The sequence below is a fragment of the Plantactinospora sonchi genome (assembly GCF_036422035.1).
Lineage (GTDB): Bacteria > Actinomycetota > Actinomycetes > Mycobacteriales > Micromonosporaceae > Plantactinospora > Plantactinospora sonchi.
The window spans coordinates 119275-134369 of the sequence record NZ_JAZGQK010000033.1 but is presented as its reverse complement, the minus strand read 5'-3'; the positions used below and the strand labels follow the sequence as shown (position 1 = coordinate 134369).

Annotated in this window: 14 protein-coding genes and 1 tRNA gene; 9 read left to right on the top strand and 6 right to left on the bottom strand. The window is 72.3% G+C overall.

What is annotated here, in order from left to right; all coding sequences use genetic code 11:
- Positions 1–159: 159 nt before the first annotated feature.
- A tRNA-Sec gene (locus tag V1633_RS31535) sits at positions 160–255 on the bottom strand.
- Positions 256–1099: 844 nt separating this feature from the next.
- Between V1633_RS31535 and V1633_RS31530 the strand changes: the two genes are divergently transcribed.
- Positions 1100–1582 (top strand): hypothetical protein, encoded by a 483-nt coding sequence (locus tag V1633_RS31530; protein ID WP_331217949.1) that lies wholly within the window; start codon positions 1100–1102, stop codon positions 1580–1582.
- Here the strand turns inward: V1633_RS31530 and V1633_RS31525 are convergent.
- Entirely contained in the window at positions 1531–1791 is a 261-nt protein-coding gene (locus tag V1633_RS31525) for a DUF2277 family protein (RefSeq protein WP_331217948.1), read from the bottom strand. The genes V1633_RS31530 and V1633_RS31525 overlap by 52 nt on opposite strands.
- A gap of 14 nt (positions 1792–1805) precedes the next feature.
- Positions 1806–1928, bottom strand: coding sequence for a hypothetical protein (locus V1633_RS31520; protein ID WP_331217947.1), 123 nt, complete (start codon positions 1926–1928; stop codon positions 1806–1808).
- On the opposite strand from V1633_RS31520, the gene miaB reads away from it, so the two are divergent.
- Entirely contained in the window at positions 1927–3420 is a 1494-nt protein-coding gene (gene miaB, locus V1633_RS31515; protein WP_331217946.1) for a tRNA (N6-isopentenyl adenosine(37)-C2)-methylthiotransferase MiaB, read from the top strand. The genes V1633_RS31520 and miaB overlap by 2 nt on opposite strands.
- 105 nt (positions 3421–3525) lie before the next feature.
- On the opposite strand, the gene V1633_RS31510 is transcribed toward miaB, so the two are convergent.
- Positions 3526–4734: a DUF349 domain-containing protein gene (locus V1633_RS31510; RefSeq protein WP_331217945.1), complete on the bottom strand. Its 1209-nt coding sequence runs from the start codon at positions 4732–4734 to the stop codon at positions 3526–3528.
- 155 nt (positions 4735–4889) lie between these two features.
- On the opposite strand from V1633_RS31510, the gene V1633_RS31505 reads away from it, so the two are divergent.
- From V1633_RS31505 to dapF, 3 genes are read left to right on the top strand one after another with little or no spacing between them, the layout of a single operon-like run.
- Positions 4890–5705, top strand: coding sequence for a class III extradiol dioxygenase subunit B-like domain-containing protein (locus V1633_RS31505; RefSeq protein ID WP_331217944.1), 816 nt, complete (start codon positions 4890–4892; stop codon positions 5703–5705).
- Positions 5669–6616 (top strand): tRNA (adenosine(37)-N6)-dimethylallyltransferase MiaA, encoded by a 948-nt coding sequence (miaA, locus tag V1633_RS31500; RefSeq protein WP_331217973.1) that lies wholly within the window; start codon positions 5669–5671, stop codon positions 6614–6616. The genes V1633_RS31505 and miaA overlap by 37 nt, the downstream gene beginning before the upstream one ends.
- A 7-nt stretch (positions 6617–6623) precedes the next feature.
- A complete protein-coding gene (gene dapF, locus V1633_RS31495) occupies positions 6624–7469 on the top strand; it encodes a diaminopimelate epimerase (protein WP_331217943.1) in 846 nt (281 codons plus the stop codon).
- Positions 7470–7535: 66 nt separating this feature from the next.
- Here dapF and V1633_RS31490 read toward each other — a convergent pair whose 3' ends face one another.
- The gene (locus V1633_RS31490; protein ID WP_331217942.1) at positions 7536–9017 is read right to left on the bottom strand and encodes an NAD-dependent malic enzyme; all 1482 of its coding nucleotides are present in this window, start codon (positions 9015–9017) and stop codon (positions 7536–7538) included.
- 482 nt (positions 9018–9499) lie between these two features.
- Here V1633_RS31490 and hflX point away from each other — a divergent pair, with 482 nt between their 5' ends.
- Together hflX and V1633_RS31480 are read left to right on the top strand one after the other, a co-directional pair.
- Positions 9500–10954, top strand: coding sequence for a GTPase HflX (hflX, locus tag V1633_RS31485; protein ID WP_331217941.1), 1455 nt, complete (start codon positions 9500–9502; stop codon positions 10952–10954).
- Positions 10955–11036: 82 nt separating this feature from the next.
- Positions 11037–12755, top strand: coding sequence for a hypothetical protein (locus V1633_RS31480; RefSeq protein WP_331217940.1), 1719 nt, complete (start codon positions 11037–11039; stop codon positions 12753–12755).
- 157 nt (positions 12756–12912) lie between these two features.
- Here the strand turns inward: V1633_RS31480 and lexA are convergent, their stop codons facing one another.
- Positions 12913–13698: a transcriptional repressor LexA gene (lexA, locus tag V1633_RS31475; protein ID WP_407952137.1), complete on the bottom strand. Its 786-nt coding sequence runs from the start codon at positions 13696–13698 to the stop codon at positions 12913–12915.
- 335 nt (positions 13699–14033) lie between these two features.
- Between lexA and V1633_RS31470 the strand changes: the two genes are divergently transcribed.
- Positions 14034–14297 carry a LysM peptidoglycan-binding domain-containing protein gene (locus tag V1633_RS31470; protein ID WP_407952136.1) on the top strand — a complete coding sequence of 88 codons (264 nt, stop codon included), beginning with the start codon at positions 14034–14036 and terminating at the stop codon, positions 14295–14297.
- Positions 14298–14554: 257 nt separating this feature from the next.
- Entirely contained in the window at positions 14555–15076 is a 522-nt protein-coding gene (gene nrdR, locus V1633_RS31465) for a transcriptional regulator NrdR (protein ID WP_331217939.1), read from the top strand.
- Positions 15077–15095 lie beyond the last annotated feature (19 nt).

The window sequence follows — 15095 nt, the reverse complement described above, 5'->3', positions numbered from 1 at the left end:
CCGGATGACCCGCCGTACGACCCCGTCCGGTGGCGGCGCGGCCGGCTCGGGACCGGCGCCGGTGGGCAACCGCTCGGATCGGCTCCGGTGGTCACCCCTGGTTCGGGTCGGCTCCGGTGGTCGACCGCGCGGCTCGGCGTCGGCCCGGGGGAAGAGGGGTGGCGGAGGCGTACGGGGATCGAACCCGCCCGACCGAGCTACTCGGTCGCATCGGTTTTGAAGACCGTGAGGACCACCAGGTACCTGTCCGCCTCCGTGGCGAATCGTGATGTTCCGTCCCTGATCGTAGGCGCTGTACCGGATGTCCGTGGCTGATCGCGCCGGGCCGTGGCTCGGGGGAGACGGTGCGGAGCGCCGTCGCCGCCGTGCTCCGCACGGACCCGACCGGGATCCGTTCCGCGACCGGCGCCGCGCACGACCGCACCTCCACCGCGACCCAGGTGTACCCGGGCTGGTCGGGTTCGGGGACGTCGTGACCGGCGGGCTGTCGGTAGGTCAGGACGGTGGTGGTCACCTGACCGTCCAGGAAGGTCGCGCTGCCGCCCATCGGCAGGATGCCCGGGGTGGACGGTGGGGTCGGGTCGGCCGTCACCGGCGTCGTCGCGGCCGGCGACCCGGTGCCCGGCCCCGGACCGGCGCAGGCGCCGAGGACCAGGGCGATGCCGGCAACGGCCAGCTTCGATCGACGCATGTCATCGAACCGTACGAGCCGTTGTCAACGGCGACAACGGGCGCCCCGTCCGGCTCCAGATCGGACCGCGGCGACGTCGGGGTCACCGCTACGGGTGACGTGACCGGCGGGCGGAGACCCGCTCGCGAACTGTCCGGTGGCCGACGGCTGTCACCCGGTTTTCGCCACGCAGGGTGAGGGATCCGGGCGAGCCGCGCTGCCGAGGGGGTGTCGTATGACTACAATAGGTAGTCAAGGGTCGTCTATTTCGGCGGATATGGTCACAGACCGGTAACTTAGCCGCGCTCGACCCGGTCCGCCCGGCACCATCGTTGGTGATGGCCGTCCTGCCCGACGACCACAGGCGACCGACCGGCCGCCGCCACGAGGGAGTGGTCGGGCCGGACCGAGCAGAGCGAGGAGGCGGCAATGATCGAGCTGTGGAACTGGAGGATCGAGAGGCGCGTCGCCGCCACGGAGATCCGTCCCGCGCTCGCCGACGCGCTCCGCGTACCGGTGCTGCCGCTCGGTGCGATCGACCCGGCGGACATCCCGCAGGGCGCGATGCTCGTCGACGTGTGGCACCGGCCCGGCGACTTCCCGACCTCCGTCGACTGCTACGCGGTGCCGGCCGACCTGCCGGAGGTGGTCGCCGTCGCGGCGTTCGCCCGCCGCCTGCGCCGGTCCTGCCTGCTGCCGGACGACACCCTCGACGCCGGACGCCACCTGTTGGTCACCGCCGACGGCACGATCCGCCCGGTGCACCTCGACGTCCGGGAGACCGACGACGGTGAGATCCTCTCCAACCAGCGGCTCTGCACGGTGCTCAGCCCGCGGTGCCGGGGCTGGTCACCCTGCCATCAGTCGCGCTGGAGTCCGGACTCGGTGCTGCCCGCCCTCGCGGCGGCCTGACCGCCACCCCGGACCACCAGGTTGTCGAGCAGGGTCCGGGTCGCCTCCGCGACCGCGGCCACCGCCGCGTCGAACGCCTCCGCGTTGTGCGCGGCCGGGCTGCGGAACCCGGAAATCTTTCGGACGTACTGCAACGCGGCGGCCTCGATGTCCGCGGCGGTGACCACCTCGGCGTACGGCTCCCGCAGGGTCTTGATGCTCCGGCACATGGCTTCTCCTCGTCTCAGACCGCTCCCCGGTCACCGCCGGTGGCGGGTTCCGCCGCCCGGTCCCGGCGACGGGGCGACTCCGCCCGCACGGTGGGATCCGGCCCCGCCGCCCGCTGCGGATACTCTGTCATTGTCATGACTACCGCAGCCCCCGGCAGCCCGCGCACCTACCAGGTGCGGACGTACGGCTGCCAGATGAACGTGCACGACTCCGAGCGGATCTCCGGACTGCTGGAGCAGGCCGGTTACGTCCGGGCCGCCGAGGCCGACGATCCCGACGTGGTGGTCTTCAACACCTGCGCCGTACGGGAGAATGCGGACAACCGGCTCTACGGCAACCTCGGTCACCTGCGTCCGGTGAAGGAGAAGCACCCCGGGATGCAGATCGCGGTCGGTGGCTGCCTCGCCCAGAAGGACCGTGGCGAGATCGTCCGCAGGGCACCCTGGGTCGACGTGGTCTTCGGCACCCACAACATCGGCTCGCTGCCGGTGCTGCTGGACCGGGCCCGGCACAACACCGCCGCCGAGGTGGAGATCCTAGAGTCGCTGGAGGTCTTCCCGTCGACCCTGCCGACCCGCCGCGAGTCGACGTACGCCGGCTGGGTGTCGATCTCGGTCGGCTGCAACAACACCTGCACGTTCTGCATCGTGCCGTCGCTGCGTGGGCGGGAGAAGGACCGCCGGCCCGGCGACATCCTGGCCGAGGTACGCGCGCTGGCCGCCGAAGGTGTGCTCGAGGTCACGCTGCTCGGCCAGAACGTCAACTCGTACGGCGTGGAGTTCGGAGACCGGCTCGCCTTCGGCAAGCTGCTCCGGGCCACCGGGGAGATCGAGGGGCTGGAGCGGGTCCGGTTCACCAGCCCGCACCCGAGGGACTTCACCGACGACGTGATCGCCGCGATGGCCGAGACGCCCAACGTCTGCCACTCGCTGCACATGCCGCTGCAGTCCGGCTCCGACGACGTGCTGCGGGCGATGCGCCGCTCGTACCGGGCCGACCGCTACCTGGGGATCATCGAGAAGGTCCGGGCGGCGATGCCGGACGCGGCGATCACCACCGACATCATCGTCGGCTTCCCCGGGGAGACCGAGGCGGACTTCGAACGGACCCTGGAGGTGGTACGCGCGGCCCGGTTCGCCTCCGCCTTCACCTTCCAGTACTCCCGGCGGCCCGGCACACCGGCCGCCGAGATGCCCGGCCAACTGCCCAAGCAGGTGGTGCAGGAGCGTTACGAGCGGCTGATCGCGTGCGTCGAGGAGATCACCTGGGCGGAGAACCGGACGCTGGTCGGCACCCCGGTGGAGGTGCTGGTCGCGGTCGGCGAGGGACGCAAGGACGACCGGACCGGTCGACTCTCCGGCCGTGCCCGGGACGGTCGGCTGGTGCACTTCGCCGCCGGTTCGTACGCCGGCCAGGTCCGGCCCGGCGACATCGTGCGTACCGTGGTCGACTACGCCGCGCCGCACCACCTGAACGCCGACGGCGAGCCGCTGAGCCACCGCCGTACCCGGGCCGGCGACGCCTACGAGGCGGGGCGGACGCCGCGTACCAGCGCGGTGTCGCTCGGGTTGCCGTCCGTCGGGGCGCCGCCCGCGCTACCCGCCTCCGCCGGCGCCTGCGACCGCTGACCGTCCGGCGGCTGTAACCCCGTACCGGAAAGGGCCCCTCCCCATCGCCCGCGCGATGGAGAGGGGCCCTTCCGCACACTTCTCGGACCGGACCGCCAGGCGGTGTCAGCCCGCCTGTTCGGCGAGTTCGAGGAAGCGCCGCTTGGACGCCAACGCCTGCTCGGCCTCGCGGATCCGCCGGGCGTCGCCGGCGCTCTGCGCCCGGGCGAGCCGCTGCTCGGCCTCGGCCACCTGCTCACGCATCTGCACCAGCAGCGGGTTGGCCGACGGCTCGGTCCGCCGCCACGCCGAGTCCATCGCCTGGCGGACCTTCTCCTCCACCGCACGGATCCGCCGGTCCAGACCGGCGGCCGCCTCACGCGGGACCCGGCCCGCCTCGTGCCACTGGCCCTGGATCTCCCGCAGCTTCGCCTGCGCGCCCCGCGGGTCGGCCTCGACGTCCAGCGCCTCCGCCTCGACGACCAGGGCCTGCTTGCGCTCCAGGTTGCCGCGCAGTTCCGCGTCCCGGGCCGAGAAGACCTCGCTGCGCCGGGAGAAGAAGCTGTCCTGGGCCGCCCGGAACCGCTCCCAGAGCCGCTCCTCGGCCTCCTTGGAGGCCCGGGGCGCGGCCTTCCACTGTGTCATCAGATCCCGCAGCCGGTTGGCGGTGGCCGCCCAGTCCGTCGAGTCGGCCAGCGACTCGGCCTCGGTCACCAGCTCTTCCTTGACCCCCTGGGCCTGCTTACGCTGCGCGTCCAGAGTGGCGAAGTGGGCACCGCGTCGCCGGGTGAAGCCGTCCCGGGCGGCGGCGAACCGCTTCCACAGCTCCCCGTCGGTCTTCTTGTCGACACCCCGGATGGTCTTCCACTCGTCCAGGATCTCCTTGAGCCGGTCGCCGGCGGTCTTCCAGCCGGTCGACTCGGCCGCCAGCTTCTCGGCCTCCTCGACGAGTGCCGTCTTCCGGGCCACCGCCTCGACCCGGGCGGTCTCCCGGGCGGCCCGGGCCTCGCCGGCCTTGCCCTCGGCCACCGTGGCGAGCCGCTCCAGCCGGGCGGCGAGCCCGTCGATGTCGCCGACCACGTGCGCCTCGGCGAGTGAGCCCCGCAGCCGTCGGATGGTGGTCAGCGACCCGGACGGATCCGCGGCCCCGGAGTTGAGTCGGGCCTCGACCAGGTCGACCTCGGTGACCAGGTCGGCGAAGCGGCGGGCGAAGTGGGCCAGGCCCTCCTCCGGTGCTCCGGCCTGCCAGGAACCGACCACGCGCTCGCCCTCGGCCGTCTTGACGTAGACGTTCCCGTCCTCATCCACCCGTCCGAAGGCAGTCCAGTCACTCATGTGCCCATCCTCGTTCTCCCGGCGCCGGCGGGGCTGGGGGTCCCCGACGTACGCCGCCACGGCGCAGCGAAGTTTCTCCCGGCATTGTCACAGGTCCAACCCGGTCCCCGTCGAGCGCCTGTCGTCGACCGTGACCATACGGTGTCTTTGACCGTATGTGGACCGCCTGGCCTGCGCGCGGGTGGTGGCCCGCCCGCTACGGTGATGCCGTGCCACTGGTCGCCGCCGCTGTCTGTCCGCATCCACCGATCATCGTTCCCGCACTCGCCGGGTCGGCCGCCAGTGAACTCGCCGGCCTCCGGGAAGCCTGTGACGAGGCGATCACCCGACTCGTCGACTCCGCAGCCCGCCGCGTTGTGGTGGTCGGTGCCGACAACGCGACCTTTCAACACCACCTTCCCACCCGGGGCTCCTTCGCGCCATGGGGCGTTCCGGTGGAGGTGGCCATCGGCGATCCGGACCGGGCGGCGGGACGACCGCCCCTGCCGTTGAGCCTGTCGGTGGCCGCCTGGCTGGTGAACCGGCAACCCGGCGTACCGCCGGATCTCTGGCACCTGGTCAGCGTGGCGCGGGACGCCCCGGTCGCCGACTGCGCCCGGCTCGCCGACAAACTCGCCGAGACCGGTGCGGCCGGTGCGGACGAACCGTGGGCGCTGCTGGTGATGGGGGACGGCTCGGCCTGCCGGGGGGAGAGGTCCCCCGGGTACGACGATCCGGCCGCCGAGCCGTACGACGACGGGGTCGCCGAGGCGTTGGCCACGGCCGACGCCCAGGCCCTGCTGGCGTTCTCCCCGGAACTGTCGGCGCGACTTCGGGCCACCGGGCGGGCGCCCTGGCAGGTGCTGGCCGCCGCGACGCTGCGCAGCGGGCTGCCCTGGCGAGGTGACGTCTCCTACTACGCGGCGCCGTACGGCGTGAGCTACTTCGTCGCCAACTGGGCGCCGGCCGTCCCGTCCGGACCGTCGCGGTGACCACGGGCGTCGTGGTCGCGGTGGTCGGGCCGACCGCGGCCGGCAAGTCCGCCCTGAGCCTGGCGTTGGCGCACGCCCTCGGCGGCGAGGTGGTCAACGCGGACTCGATGCAGCTCTACCGGGGCATGGACATCGGTACCGCCAAGCTCACCCCAACGGAACGGGCCGGGGTGCCGCACCACCTGCTGGACATCTGGGAGGTGACCGAGCCGGCGAGCGTGGCGGAGTACCAGCGGCTGGCCCGGGCCGCGGTCGACGACATCCTGGCCCGTGGGCGGGTACCGCTGCTGGTCGGCGGATCCGGGCTCTACGTCCGGGCGGTGCTCGACGAGTTCGAGTTCCCCGGCACCGATCCGGTGGTGCGGGCGAGGTTGGAGGAGGAACTGCGGGCGGAGGGGCCGGAGTCGCTCCATGCCCGGTTGCGGGCCGCCGACCCGCTCGCCGCGTCGCAGATCCTGCCCGGCAACGGACGGCGGATCGTCCGGGCCCTGGAGGTGATCGAACTCACCGGCGCGCCGTTCACCGCCTCGCTGCCCCAGCCGACCCCTTGGTACGACGCGGTGCAGATCGGGGTCGACCTGGACACCACGATCCTCGACGAGCGGATCGCCGTCCGGGTGGACCGGATGTGGCAGGCCGGCCTGGTCGCCGAGACCGCCGCCCTGGTCGAACTCGGGCTCCGGTCCGGTCGTACGGCCAGCCGGGCCCTCGGCTACCAGCAGGTGCTGCGGATGTTCGACGGCGAACTCGACGACCCGCAGGCCCGGGACGACACGGTCCGGGCCACCCGGCGGTTCGTCCGCCGGCAACGCTCCTGGTTCCGCCGCGATTCCCGGATCACCTGGCTGGACGCGGCCCGGGACGACCTGGTCGAGGCCGCGTTGGCGGCGGTGGCGGCGGCTCGGGGATGATGGGGGCGTGCACTTCACCAAGGGCCATGGCACCGGCAACGACTTTGTCATCCTGCCCGATCCCGACGGCCGGCTGGAGCTGACTCCGGCGATCGTGGCCGCGCTCTGCGACCGGCGGCGGGGCATCGGCGCCGACGGCGTACTGCGGGTGGTCCGGGCGGCGAAACATCCGGACGCGGTCGGGTACGCCGACGCGGCCGAGTGGTTCATGGACTACTGGAACGCGGACGGCTCGCTCGCCGAGATGTGCGGCAACGGGACCCGGGTCTTCACCCGCTACCTGACCGTCAACGGGCTCGCCGAGCCGGTCGACGGCACGCTGCCGCTGGCCACCCGGGCCGGCGTGGTCCAGGTACGGGCGGGCGCCGAGGAGATCGCGGTCGACCTGGGCGCACCCCGGATCACCGGTCGGGACGTCGCCACCGTCGGCGGGCTCACCCTGGCGGGTACGGCGGTGGACTGCGGCAATCCGCACCTGGTCTGCCCGCTGCCGAACAGCATCGAGTTGCCGAGCCTGGACCTGACCAAGGCTCCCGGGTTCGACCCGGCGGTCTTCCCGACCGGCGTCAACGTCGAGTTCGTCACCCCGGCCGGGCCGGTGGAGGGCGCCGACCTGCACGTGCTGATGCGGGTCCACGAGCGTGGCTCGGGAGAGACGCTGTCCTGCGGCTCGGGTGCCTGTGCGGTGGCGGCGGTGGCGCTGCGGGACGCCGGCCGGACCGCCGGGGTGGTGGCGGTGGACGTACCGGGCGGCCGGCTGACGGTCACCGTCGACGAGCGGAGCTGCTGGCTGGCCGGCCCGGCGGTGCTGGTCGCGCACGGCGAGATCAACCTGGCGGCGCTGGCCGTCTAGCCGACCGTGGTTAGGAAGGGCCCCTTCTACAACCGGAAACGATAATAGGGGGCCCTTCCTTACACCTCAGTTGGAGAGCGGGCTCGCCGGAGCGGCCGCCTCGGCGGCGATCTCGGGCAGGTCGGCCGGTCCGGGATCGGCGGCCGGCGGCGGGGCCGGGTGGTGGGCGGCGGCCCGGACGGCGGCGGCCACGGCGGGGGCGACCCGCGAGTCGAAGACGCTCGGCACGATGACCGTCGGGTTGATCTTGTCCGAACCGACCACGTCGGCGATCGCCCGGGCCGCGGCGATCGCCATCTCTTCGGTGAACTCCTCGGCGTGCGCGTCCAGCATGCCCCGGAACACACCCGGGAAGGCGAGCACGTTGTTGATCTGGTTCGGCTGGTCGGACCGGCCGGTCGCGACCACCGCCGCGTGCTTGCGCGCCTCGCGCGGGTCCACCTCGGGGTCCGGGTTCGCCAGCGCGAAGACGATCGCGTCCGGGGCCATCGTGGCGATGTCGTCCCCGGTGAGCAGGTTGGGGGCACTCACCCCGATGAAGACGTCCGCACCGGCCAGCGCCGACTTGAGGTCGCCGGAGTAGTTGTCCCGGTTGGTGTTCTCGGCCAGCCACTGCCAGGCCGAGTTCAGCCCGGTCAGGCCACGGTGCAGGGCGCCCTGGCGGTCGTACGCGATGATGTCGCCGACCCCCTGGCGGAGCAGCAACTTCATGATCGCCGTACCGGCGGCACCGGAACCGGAGACGACCACCCGTACGTCGGCGAGCTTCTTGCCCACCACGCGCAGCGCGTTGGTCAGCGCGGCCAGCACGACGATCGCGGTGCCGTGCTGGTCGTCGTGGAAGACCGGGATGTCGAGCAGTTCCCGGAGCCGGGTCTCGATCTCGAAGCAGCGGGGGGCGGCGATGTCCTCCAGGTTGATCCCGCCGTACTGCGGGGCGATCGCCCGGACGATCGAGACGATCTCGTCCGGGTCCTGGGTGTCCAGTACCACCGGCCAGGCGTCGACCCCGCCGAACCGCTTGAACAGGGCGGCCTTGCCCTCCATCACCGGCAGGGCGGCGGCCGGGCCGATGTTGCCCAGCCCCAGTACGGCGGAGCCGTCGGTCACCACCGCGACCGTGTTCCGCTTGATGGTGAGCCGGCGGGCGTCCTTGGGGTTCTCCGCGATCGCCAGGCAGACCCGGGCGACACCCGGGGTGTACGCCCGGGACAGCTCGTCCCGGTTGCGCAGTGCGACCTTCGGGGAGACCTCGATCTTGCCGCCCAAATGGAGCAGGAAGGTACGGTCGGAGACCTTCCGGACGTCCACCCCGTCCAGCGCGGTCAACGACCGCACGACCTGGTCGGCGTGGGTCGCGTCGGCGGTGTCGCAGGTGAGGTCGACGATCACCGTGCTGGGGTCGGAGTCGACCACGTCGAGCGCGGTGACGATGGCGCCGGCCTCCCCGACGCAGGTGGTCAACCGGCCGATGGCCGAGGCGTCCGCCGTTACACCGATCCGGATGGTGATCGAGAATCCGGCACTCGGCAGTCGCGTGATCCCCACGTCGTCCTCCGTCGTCTTCCCGCGGCATCGTTGCCGCCGTCAGCATTCTGACCTACCGGGCGCGGGTGAAAACCTGCCGCGTACCGATGTGGCCGCCGTTCGGCGACCGGATCACCCTAGGCCGGCCCGGAAACGCCGCTGACGTCAGCCCGGGTCGGCCGGACTCCGGTCACCCGTGGGACCGTCGGCCGTTCCCGGGGCGTCGTCCGCCGGCCAGGCGGTGCCGCCGGTCGTCCGGGAGGGGACGGGGCCGTCGGTCAGTGGAGGAGTCGGGCCGGCCGGTCCGGGTAATCCCCGGCCGGGACCCGTGGTGGAGGCGCCGTGGTCCGGGCGGGCGGGGATATAGCGGGTGCACCGGGCGGACGCGCGTGTCACGATTGATTTCCCGAGACACAGGGACAACACCCCGACACGGTCAGACCGGACATCCATTCCAGCTCCGGTCGCACCAGACAGATGACCCGAACGAACCGGAGGACGGCTTGCGAGACCAGGAAAGCTTCGTTCGACTGGCGGACGAGGACCTCGACGCCATCGTCATCAACGACGACGATGTCACCACCGGCGAACTGGAGCTGGAGGACCGCCAGGCGCTGCGCCGGGTGGCCGGTCTCTCCACCGAGCTCGTCGACGTCACCGAGGTCGAGTACCGGCAGTTGCGGCTGGAGCGCGTGGTCCTGGTCGGCGTCTGGACCGACGGCACCGTGACCGACGCGGAGAACTCCCTGGCCGAGCTCGCGGCGCTGGCGGAGACGGCCGGCTCGCAGGTGCTCGAGGGGCTGATCCAGCGTCGCAGCCGTCCTGATCCGGCCACCTACATCGGTCGGGGGAAGGTGGACGACCTCGGTTCCGTGGTCCTCTCCACCGGCGCCGACACGGTGATCTGCGACGGGGAGCTCTCCCCCTCCCAGTTGCGCAACCTGGAGCAGCGCACCAAGGTCAAGGTCGTCGACCGGACCGCGCTGATCCTGGACATCTTCGCGCAGCACGCCAAGAGCAAGGAGGGCAAGGCGCAGGTCGAGCTGGCCCAGCTCGAATACCTGCTTCCCCGACTGCGCGGTTGGGGCGAGAGCCTGTCCCGGCAGACCGGCGGTAGCGGCCGGGGTGGCGGCGCGGGCGGCGGCGTCGGTCTGCGTGGTCCCGGTGAGACCAAGCTCGAGACCGACCGTCGGCGGATCCGGATCCGGATCTCCCGGCTGCGCCGCGAGATCAAGGGCATGCGGACGGTACGGCAGACCAAGCGGGCCCGGCGGATCCGCAGCAACGTACCGGCGGTGGCGATCGCCGGCTACACCAACGCCGGCAAGTCCAGCCTGCTCAACCGGCTGACGAACGCCGGCGTCCTGGTGGAGAACGCCCTCTTCGCGACGCTCGACCCGACGACCCGCCGGGCGTACGCCTCCGACGGGCGGGTCTACACGCTGGCGGACACCGTCGGATTCGTCCGGCACCTGCCGCACCAGATCGTCGAGGCGTTCCGGTCCACCCTCGAGGAGGTCGCCGACGCCGATCTTGTCGTGCACGTGGTCGACGGCGCGCATCCCGACCCCGAGGAGCAGGTGCGGGCGGTCCGGGAGGTGCTGGCCGAGGTCGGCGCCGACAAGCTGCCTGAGCTGCTGGTCATCAACAAGATCGACGCGGCGGACGAGGAGACCCTGCTCCGGCTGAAGCGGGAGTGGCCGGACGCCATCCTCGTGTCCGCCCGGACCGGCCGGGGGATCGACGAGCTGCGGGCCACGATCGAGGCCCGGCTGCCCCGACCGGCGGTCGAGGTGCGGGCGGTGCTGCCGTACGACCGTGGCGACCTGGTGGCCCGGGTGCACCGGCAGGGCGAGGTGCTCGGCACGGCCCACCTGCCGGAGGGGACGAAACTGCACGTGCGGGTCGACGAGGCACTGGCGGCGGAACTCGCGCCGTACCAGGAGGTAGTGGGATGAGGTTTTCCGGCCTCGACACGGCAGCCCTGGGTTGATCACGCCGCCTCACCGGTTTGCGTCGCGCGCATGCGACACTGGGCGGATGCGGCGAGTCCTCTCCACGGTGCTGGTTGGCTCCGGCGTGCTCGGGTTGAGCCTGGGCCTGGTCGGGGTGAACCTCGGCGTCGACGCGACGGCGGCGTCGGCCGAGGCCGGCAAGAAGGTCTGCACCATCACCGACGAGCGGATGAGTGAACTCTCCGGGCTGATCGCGACCAGCGACGGCTACGTGGTGATCAACGACGGCAGCGACGACCCCAGCCGGGAGCGGGTCTTCCTGCTGACCGACAACTGCAAGCTCGACGACACGGTCGCGTACGCCGGCAACGGCCCGCTCGACCCGGAGGATCTGGCGATCTCCCCGGACGGTGACACGCTGTGGATCGCCGACATCGGGGACAACGGCTCGACCCGGCGCGCCACGGTCGCGCTGTGGAGCATGCCGGTCGACGGCAGCGCGGCGCCGGTCATCCACCGGCTCGCGTTTCCGGACAGCAAGCGGCACGACGCGGAGGCGCTGCTGATCGGCGACGACGACGTTCCGCTGATCATCACGAAGACGACCGGAAAGGCCGAGATCTACCGCCCGACCGGGGCGCTGAAGAAGAACAACACCGCGGGTGTGCCGCTGGAGAAGGCCGGCGAGGTCGCGCTGCCGAAGTCCACGACCGCCAACCGGTTCGGCCCGGCCGGCCGGTTGACCGTCACCGGGGCCGCGCGGTCCCTGGACGGCAAGCGCGTCACGCTGCGTACCTACGCCGACGCCTTCGAGTGGGACGTGCGGGACGGCGACCTGGTCAAGACCCTGACCAGCGGTACGCCCCGGGTCACCGCGCTGGAGGACCCGTTCGGTGAGGCGATCGCCTACACCGCGGACGGGAAGAGCTTCCTCACGGTCTCCGACGTGGCCGGGCTCGACGAGCCCACCGACGTGACGATCCTGAGCTACACCCCGGCCAAGGTGGTGGCGGCGGCCGCCGACGGGGCACCGGGTGACTCCGCGAAGTCGGACACGTCCTGGACGGATTCACTGACCCTGGACGACATCACCTACTTCATCGGTGGGCTGGGTGTGATCGGCGCGATCCTGGTCGCGCTCGGGATCTTCGGCATCGTGCGGGCCCGCCGCCGCCGACCGGACGACGGTCTGGGGGTCGGCGGGGTCGACGGGGACGACAACGGCCCACGTGCCGGCCGGAAGGCGCGGCGCGGAGCCGGCGGCGACCCGTCGACGGGTCGGCAGCCGGGCCCCGACGAGCGGGACGGCGCCGGCTGGGGCCAGGGGTCCGGCGGCTACGGCCAGGGCTACCGTGCCGACCGTCCGGCCGACGACTTCGAACCGGCCGGCCGGGGCAAGCCCGCCGGCGGCGGCGTGTACGGCGGACGGCCGTCCGGGGGCGGGGTCTACGGAGGCCAACCCGGCCCTGAGCGGGGTGCCCCGGTCGGCCGGCCGAGGGCCGGTGGCGGTGGCGGAGGGGTGTACGGCGGCCGGCCGTCCGGGGGCGGCGGCCGGGCCGGCCAGCCGGTGCCCGGCGGAGCCCCGCCGGCGGGTCGGCGCGGCGGCGGTGGTGGCGGTGTCTACGGCGGCGGTCCGCCGGCCGGCGGTGGTGGCGTCCAGGGTGGCGGCCAACCCGGCCGTGGCCCGCGGGGCGGCGGCCGGCGGGGTCCTGACGAGCCGTGGGCCGGTTCGGGGCGCGGCGGCCAGTACGGCCAGCCCCGGCAGCGCCCCGGTGGTTACCCGGAGGAGCCCGACTACCGCTGAGGTCGCGGGGGCCGGCGCCGCTGATCACCTGAGCACGTGGATCACCTGAGCAGGTGCGCCCATCCGGTGGCACCGGGTGGGCGGCGGGGACCGCGGCCCCGCCCGGTGACCTGCCCGGGTGCCGGCGGTTGGGCCAGCACCCGTCAGTCGTGCCGGTTCAGATCCGCCGCAGTACCGCCACGACCCGGCCCATGATGGTGGCGCTGTCCCCGGCGATCGGGTCGAAGGCGGGGTTCTGCGGCATCAGCCAGACGTGGCCGTCGCGCTGCCGGTACGTCTTCACCGTCGCCTCGCCGTCGAGCATCGCCGCGACGATCTCGCCGGAGTTGGCGGTCGGCTGCTGCCGGACGACCACCCAGTCGCCGTCACAGATCGCCGCCTCGAGCATCGAGTCGCCCTTGACCTGGAGCATGAAGACCTCGCCCTCGCCGACCAGTTCGCGGGGGAGCGGGAAGACGTCCTCGACGGCCTGTTCGGCGAGGATCGGCCCACCGGCGGCGATCTGGCCGAGCAGCGGTACGTAGGCCGGGGTGGGACGCTGGGCCCGGGCGGTCTCGTCGTCGATCATCTCGCTCGGCGGGCGTACGTCGACCGCGCGGGGGCGGTTGGGGTCGCGGCGCAGGAAGCCCTTCCGCTCCAGCTCCTTGAGCTGGTACGCGACGCTGGACGGGGAGACGAGTCCGACCGCCTCGCCGATCTCCCGCACGCTCGGCGGGTAGCCGTACCGCTCCACCCAGTCCCGGATGAACTCGAGGATGCGCCGCTGCCGGGCGGTGAGATCGGCGTTGACCAGATCGGGGAAGGTGCTGACCACCGGGGTGACGGCGCGCAGCGTCGGCGCGGCGTCCCCGGTCCGGGTGCCGGCACCGCGTCGGCCGGCCCGGCTGGTCGGGGCGGTACTCTTCTGTGCTTTCTGCCGGCTCGTCCGGTCGTCGGTCGACACGTCGTCCTCCTGGTGGCGGTGCGCTGCCTTGGCGGCTCGTGGTGCGTCGTGGGTCGACGCCCGCCCCGGGCGGAAGTGCCGGGCCGGTGTCGATGTTCACGACCGTATAGGTGAGATCACACAGTTTCAAACATCTGTACGACATCCTGCCCGGCGTGTCGGCTCCGGAAGCTCGACATCGAACTGGTGTTCTGATAGACCATCCTACGGTCAAGCCTTCGAACTGATGTTCGATCATGGAGGTCAGGATGGGTGTGACGGACGTTCCGGGGGTGGCCCAAGGTGGTCGACTGCGGTTGACCCGCCGGGGTCGGGCGGTGGTTACCATCCTTCTGTTGCTTCTGGTGGCCGCCGCCGCGGCGGTGCTGTCCCCGGCGTCCCGGGCCGCCGACCCGGCGGAGTCGTCGTCCCGCGCCGACCGTCCGGAGGCCCCGGCGGCCGTCGTGGTGCGTCCGGGGGACAGTCTCTGGTCGCTGGCCGAGCGGCACCGGCCGGACCGGGATCCAGTCGTGGTCGTCGATGAGATCCGCCGACTCAACGGGATGGACGGCTACCTGGTGTACGTCGGTCAGCGCCTGCTCGTGCCGACTGACCGGTAACTCCCCGGGCTGCCGGGAGGTTGACAAATTGCGGGCCTCGCCACGCCCCGTCAACTTGACCTCGGCCCGTCGTGGGCATACGGTCGACCCCTAGATGTAGTAGTCACAAGGCTGTAAGTCGCCTATAGGTTGGGGTTCAACTACCCACAGCTCTCAGGTTCGCCAGCCCGGCGGGAACCACTTCGAGTGGTCGGCCCGCGGCTGACGGCTGTCCGGAGCACATGGCGTGGGCCACGACGGTGAGAGGAGGGGCGGCGATGCGGTGTCCGTACTGTCGGCACCCCGATTCCCGGGTGGTCGACTCGCGCGAGGCCGACGACGGCCAGTTGATCCGTCGGCGCCGGTCGTGCCCCGAGTGCGGCAAGCGGTTCACCACGGTCGAGGAGGCCGTGCTGGCGGTGGTCAAGCGCAGCGGGGTCACCGAGCCGTTCAGCCGGACGAAGATCATCGGCGGGGTGCGCAAGGCGTGTCAGGGGCGTCCGGTGGACGACGACAAGATCGCGTTGCTCGCCCAGCGGGTCGAGGAGACGGTCCGGGCCAAGGGCGCGGCCGAGATTCCGAGCCACGAGGTCGGCCTCGCCATCCTGGGACCGCTGCGGGAGTTGGACGAGGTGGCCTACCTGCGCTTCGCCAGCGTGTACCGGTCGTTCGAGTCGCTGGACGACTTCGAGCGGGAGATCGAGACGCTGCGCGCGGCAGCGGTGGCCCGTCGCCAGTCGGGGGACGGCGCGGGGCAGGGTGCCGGAACGGTCACGCCGGCCGTGGCGCCGACCAGCTAGTACTTGTCAATTTCGAATT

What these genes read in the sequence shown, in the direction of transcription:
- V1633_RS31510 (WP_331217945.1), bottom strand. Translation starts at nt 4,734, where the DNA reads ATGAGTGACTGGACTGCCTTCGGACGGGTGGATGAGGACGGGAACGTC.
- miaB (WP_331217946.1), top strand. Translation starts at nt 1,927, where the DNA reads ATGACTACCGCAGCCCCCGGCAGCCCGCGCACCTACCAGGTGCGGACG.
- nrdR (WP_331217939.1), top strand. Translation starts at nt 14,555, where the DNA reads ATGCGGTGTCCGTACTGTCGGCACCCCGATTCCCGGGTGGTCGACTCG.
- V1633_RS31505 (WP_331217944.1), top strand. Translation starts at nt 4,890, where the DNA reads ATGTGGACCGCCTGGCCTGCGCGCGGGTGGTGGCCCGCCCGCTACGGT.
- V1633_RS31520 (WP_331217947.1), bottom strand. Translation starts at nt 1,928, where the DNA reads ATGACAATGACAGAGTATCCGCAGCGGGCGGCGGGGCCGGATCCCACC.
- V1633_RS31525 (WP_331217948.1), bottom strand. Translation starts at nt 1,791, where the DNA reads ATGTGCCGGAGCATCAAGACCCTGCGGGAGCCGTACGCCGAGGTGGTC.
- V1633_RS31480 (WP_331217940.1), top strand. Translation starts at nt 11,037, where the DNA reads ATGCGGCGAGTCCTCTCCACGGTGCTGGTTGGCTCCGGCGTGCTCGGG.
- V1633_RS31530 (WP_331217949.1), top strand. Translation starts at nt 1,100, where the DNA reads ATGATCGAGCTGTGGAACTGGAGGATCGAGAGGCGCGTCGCCGCCACG.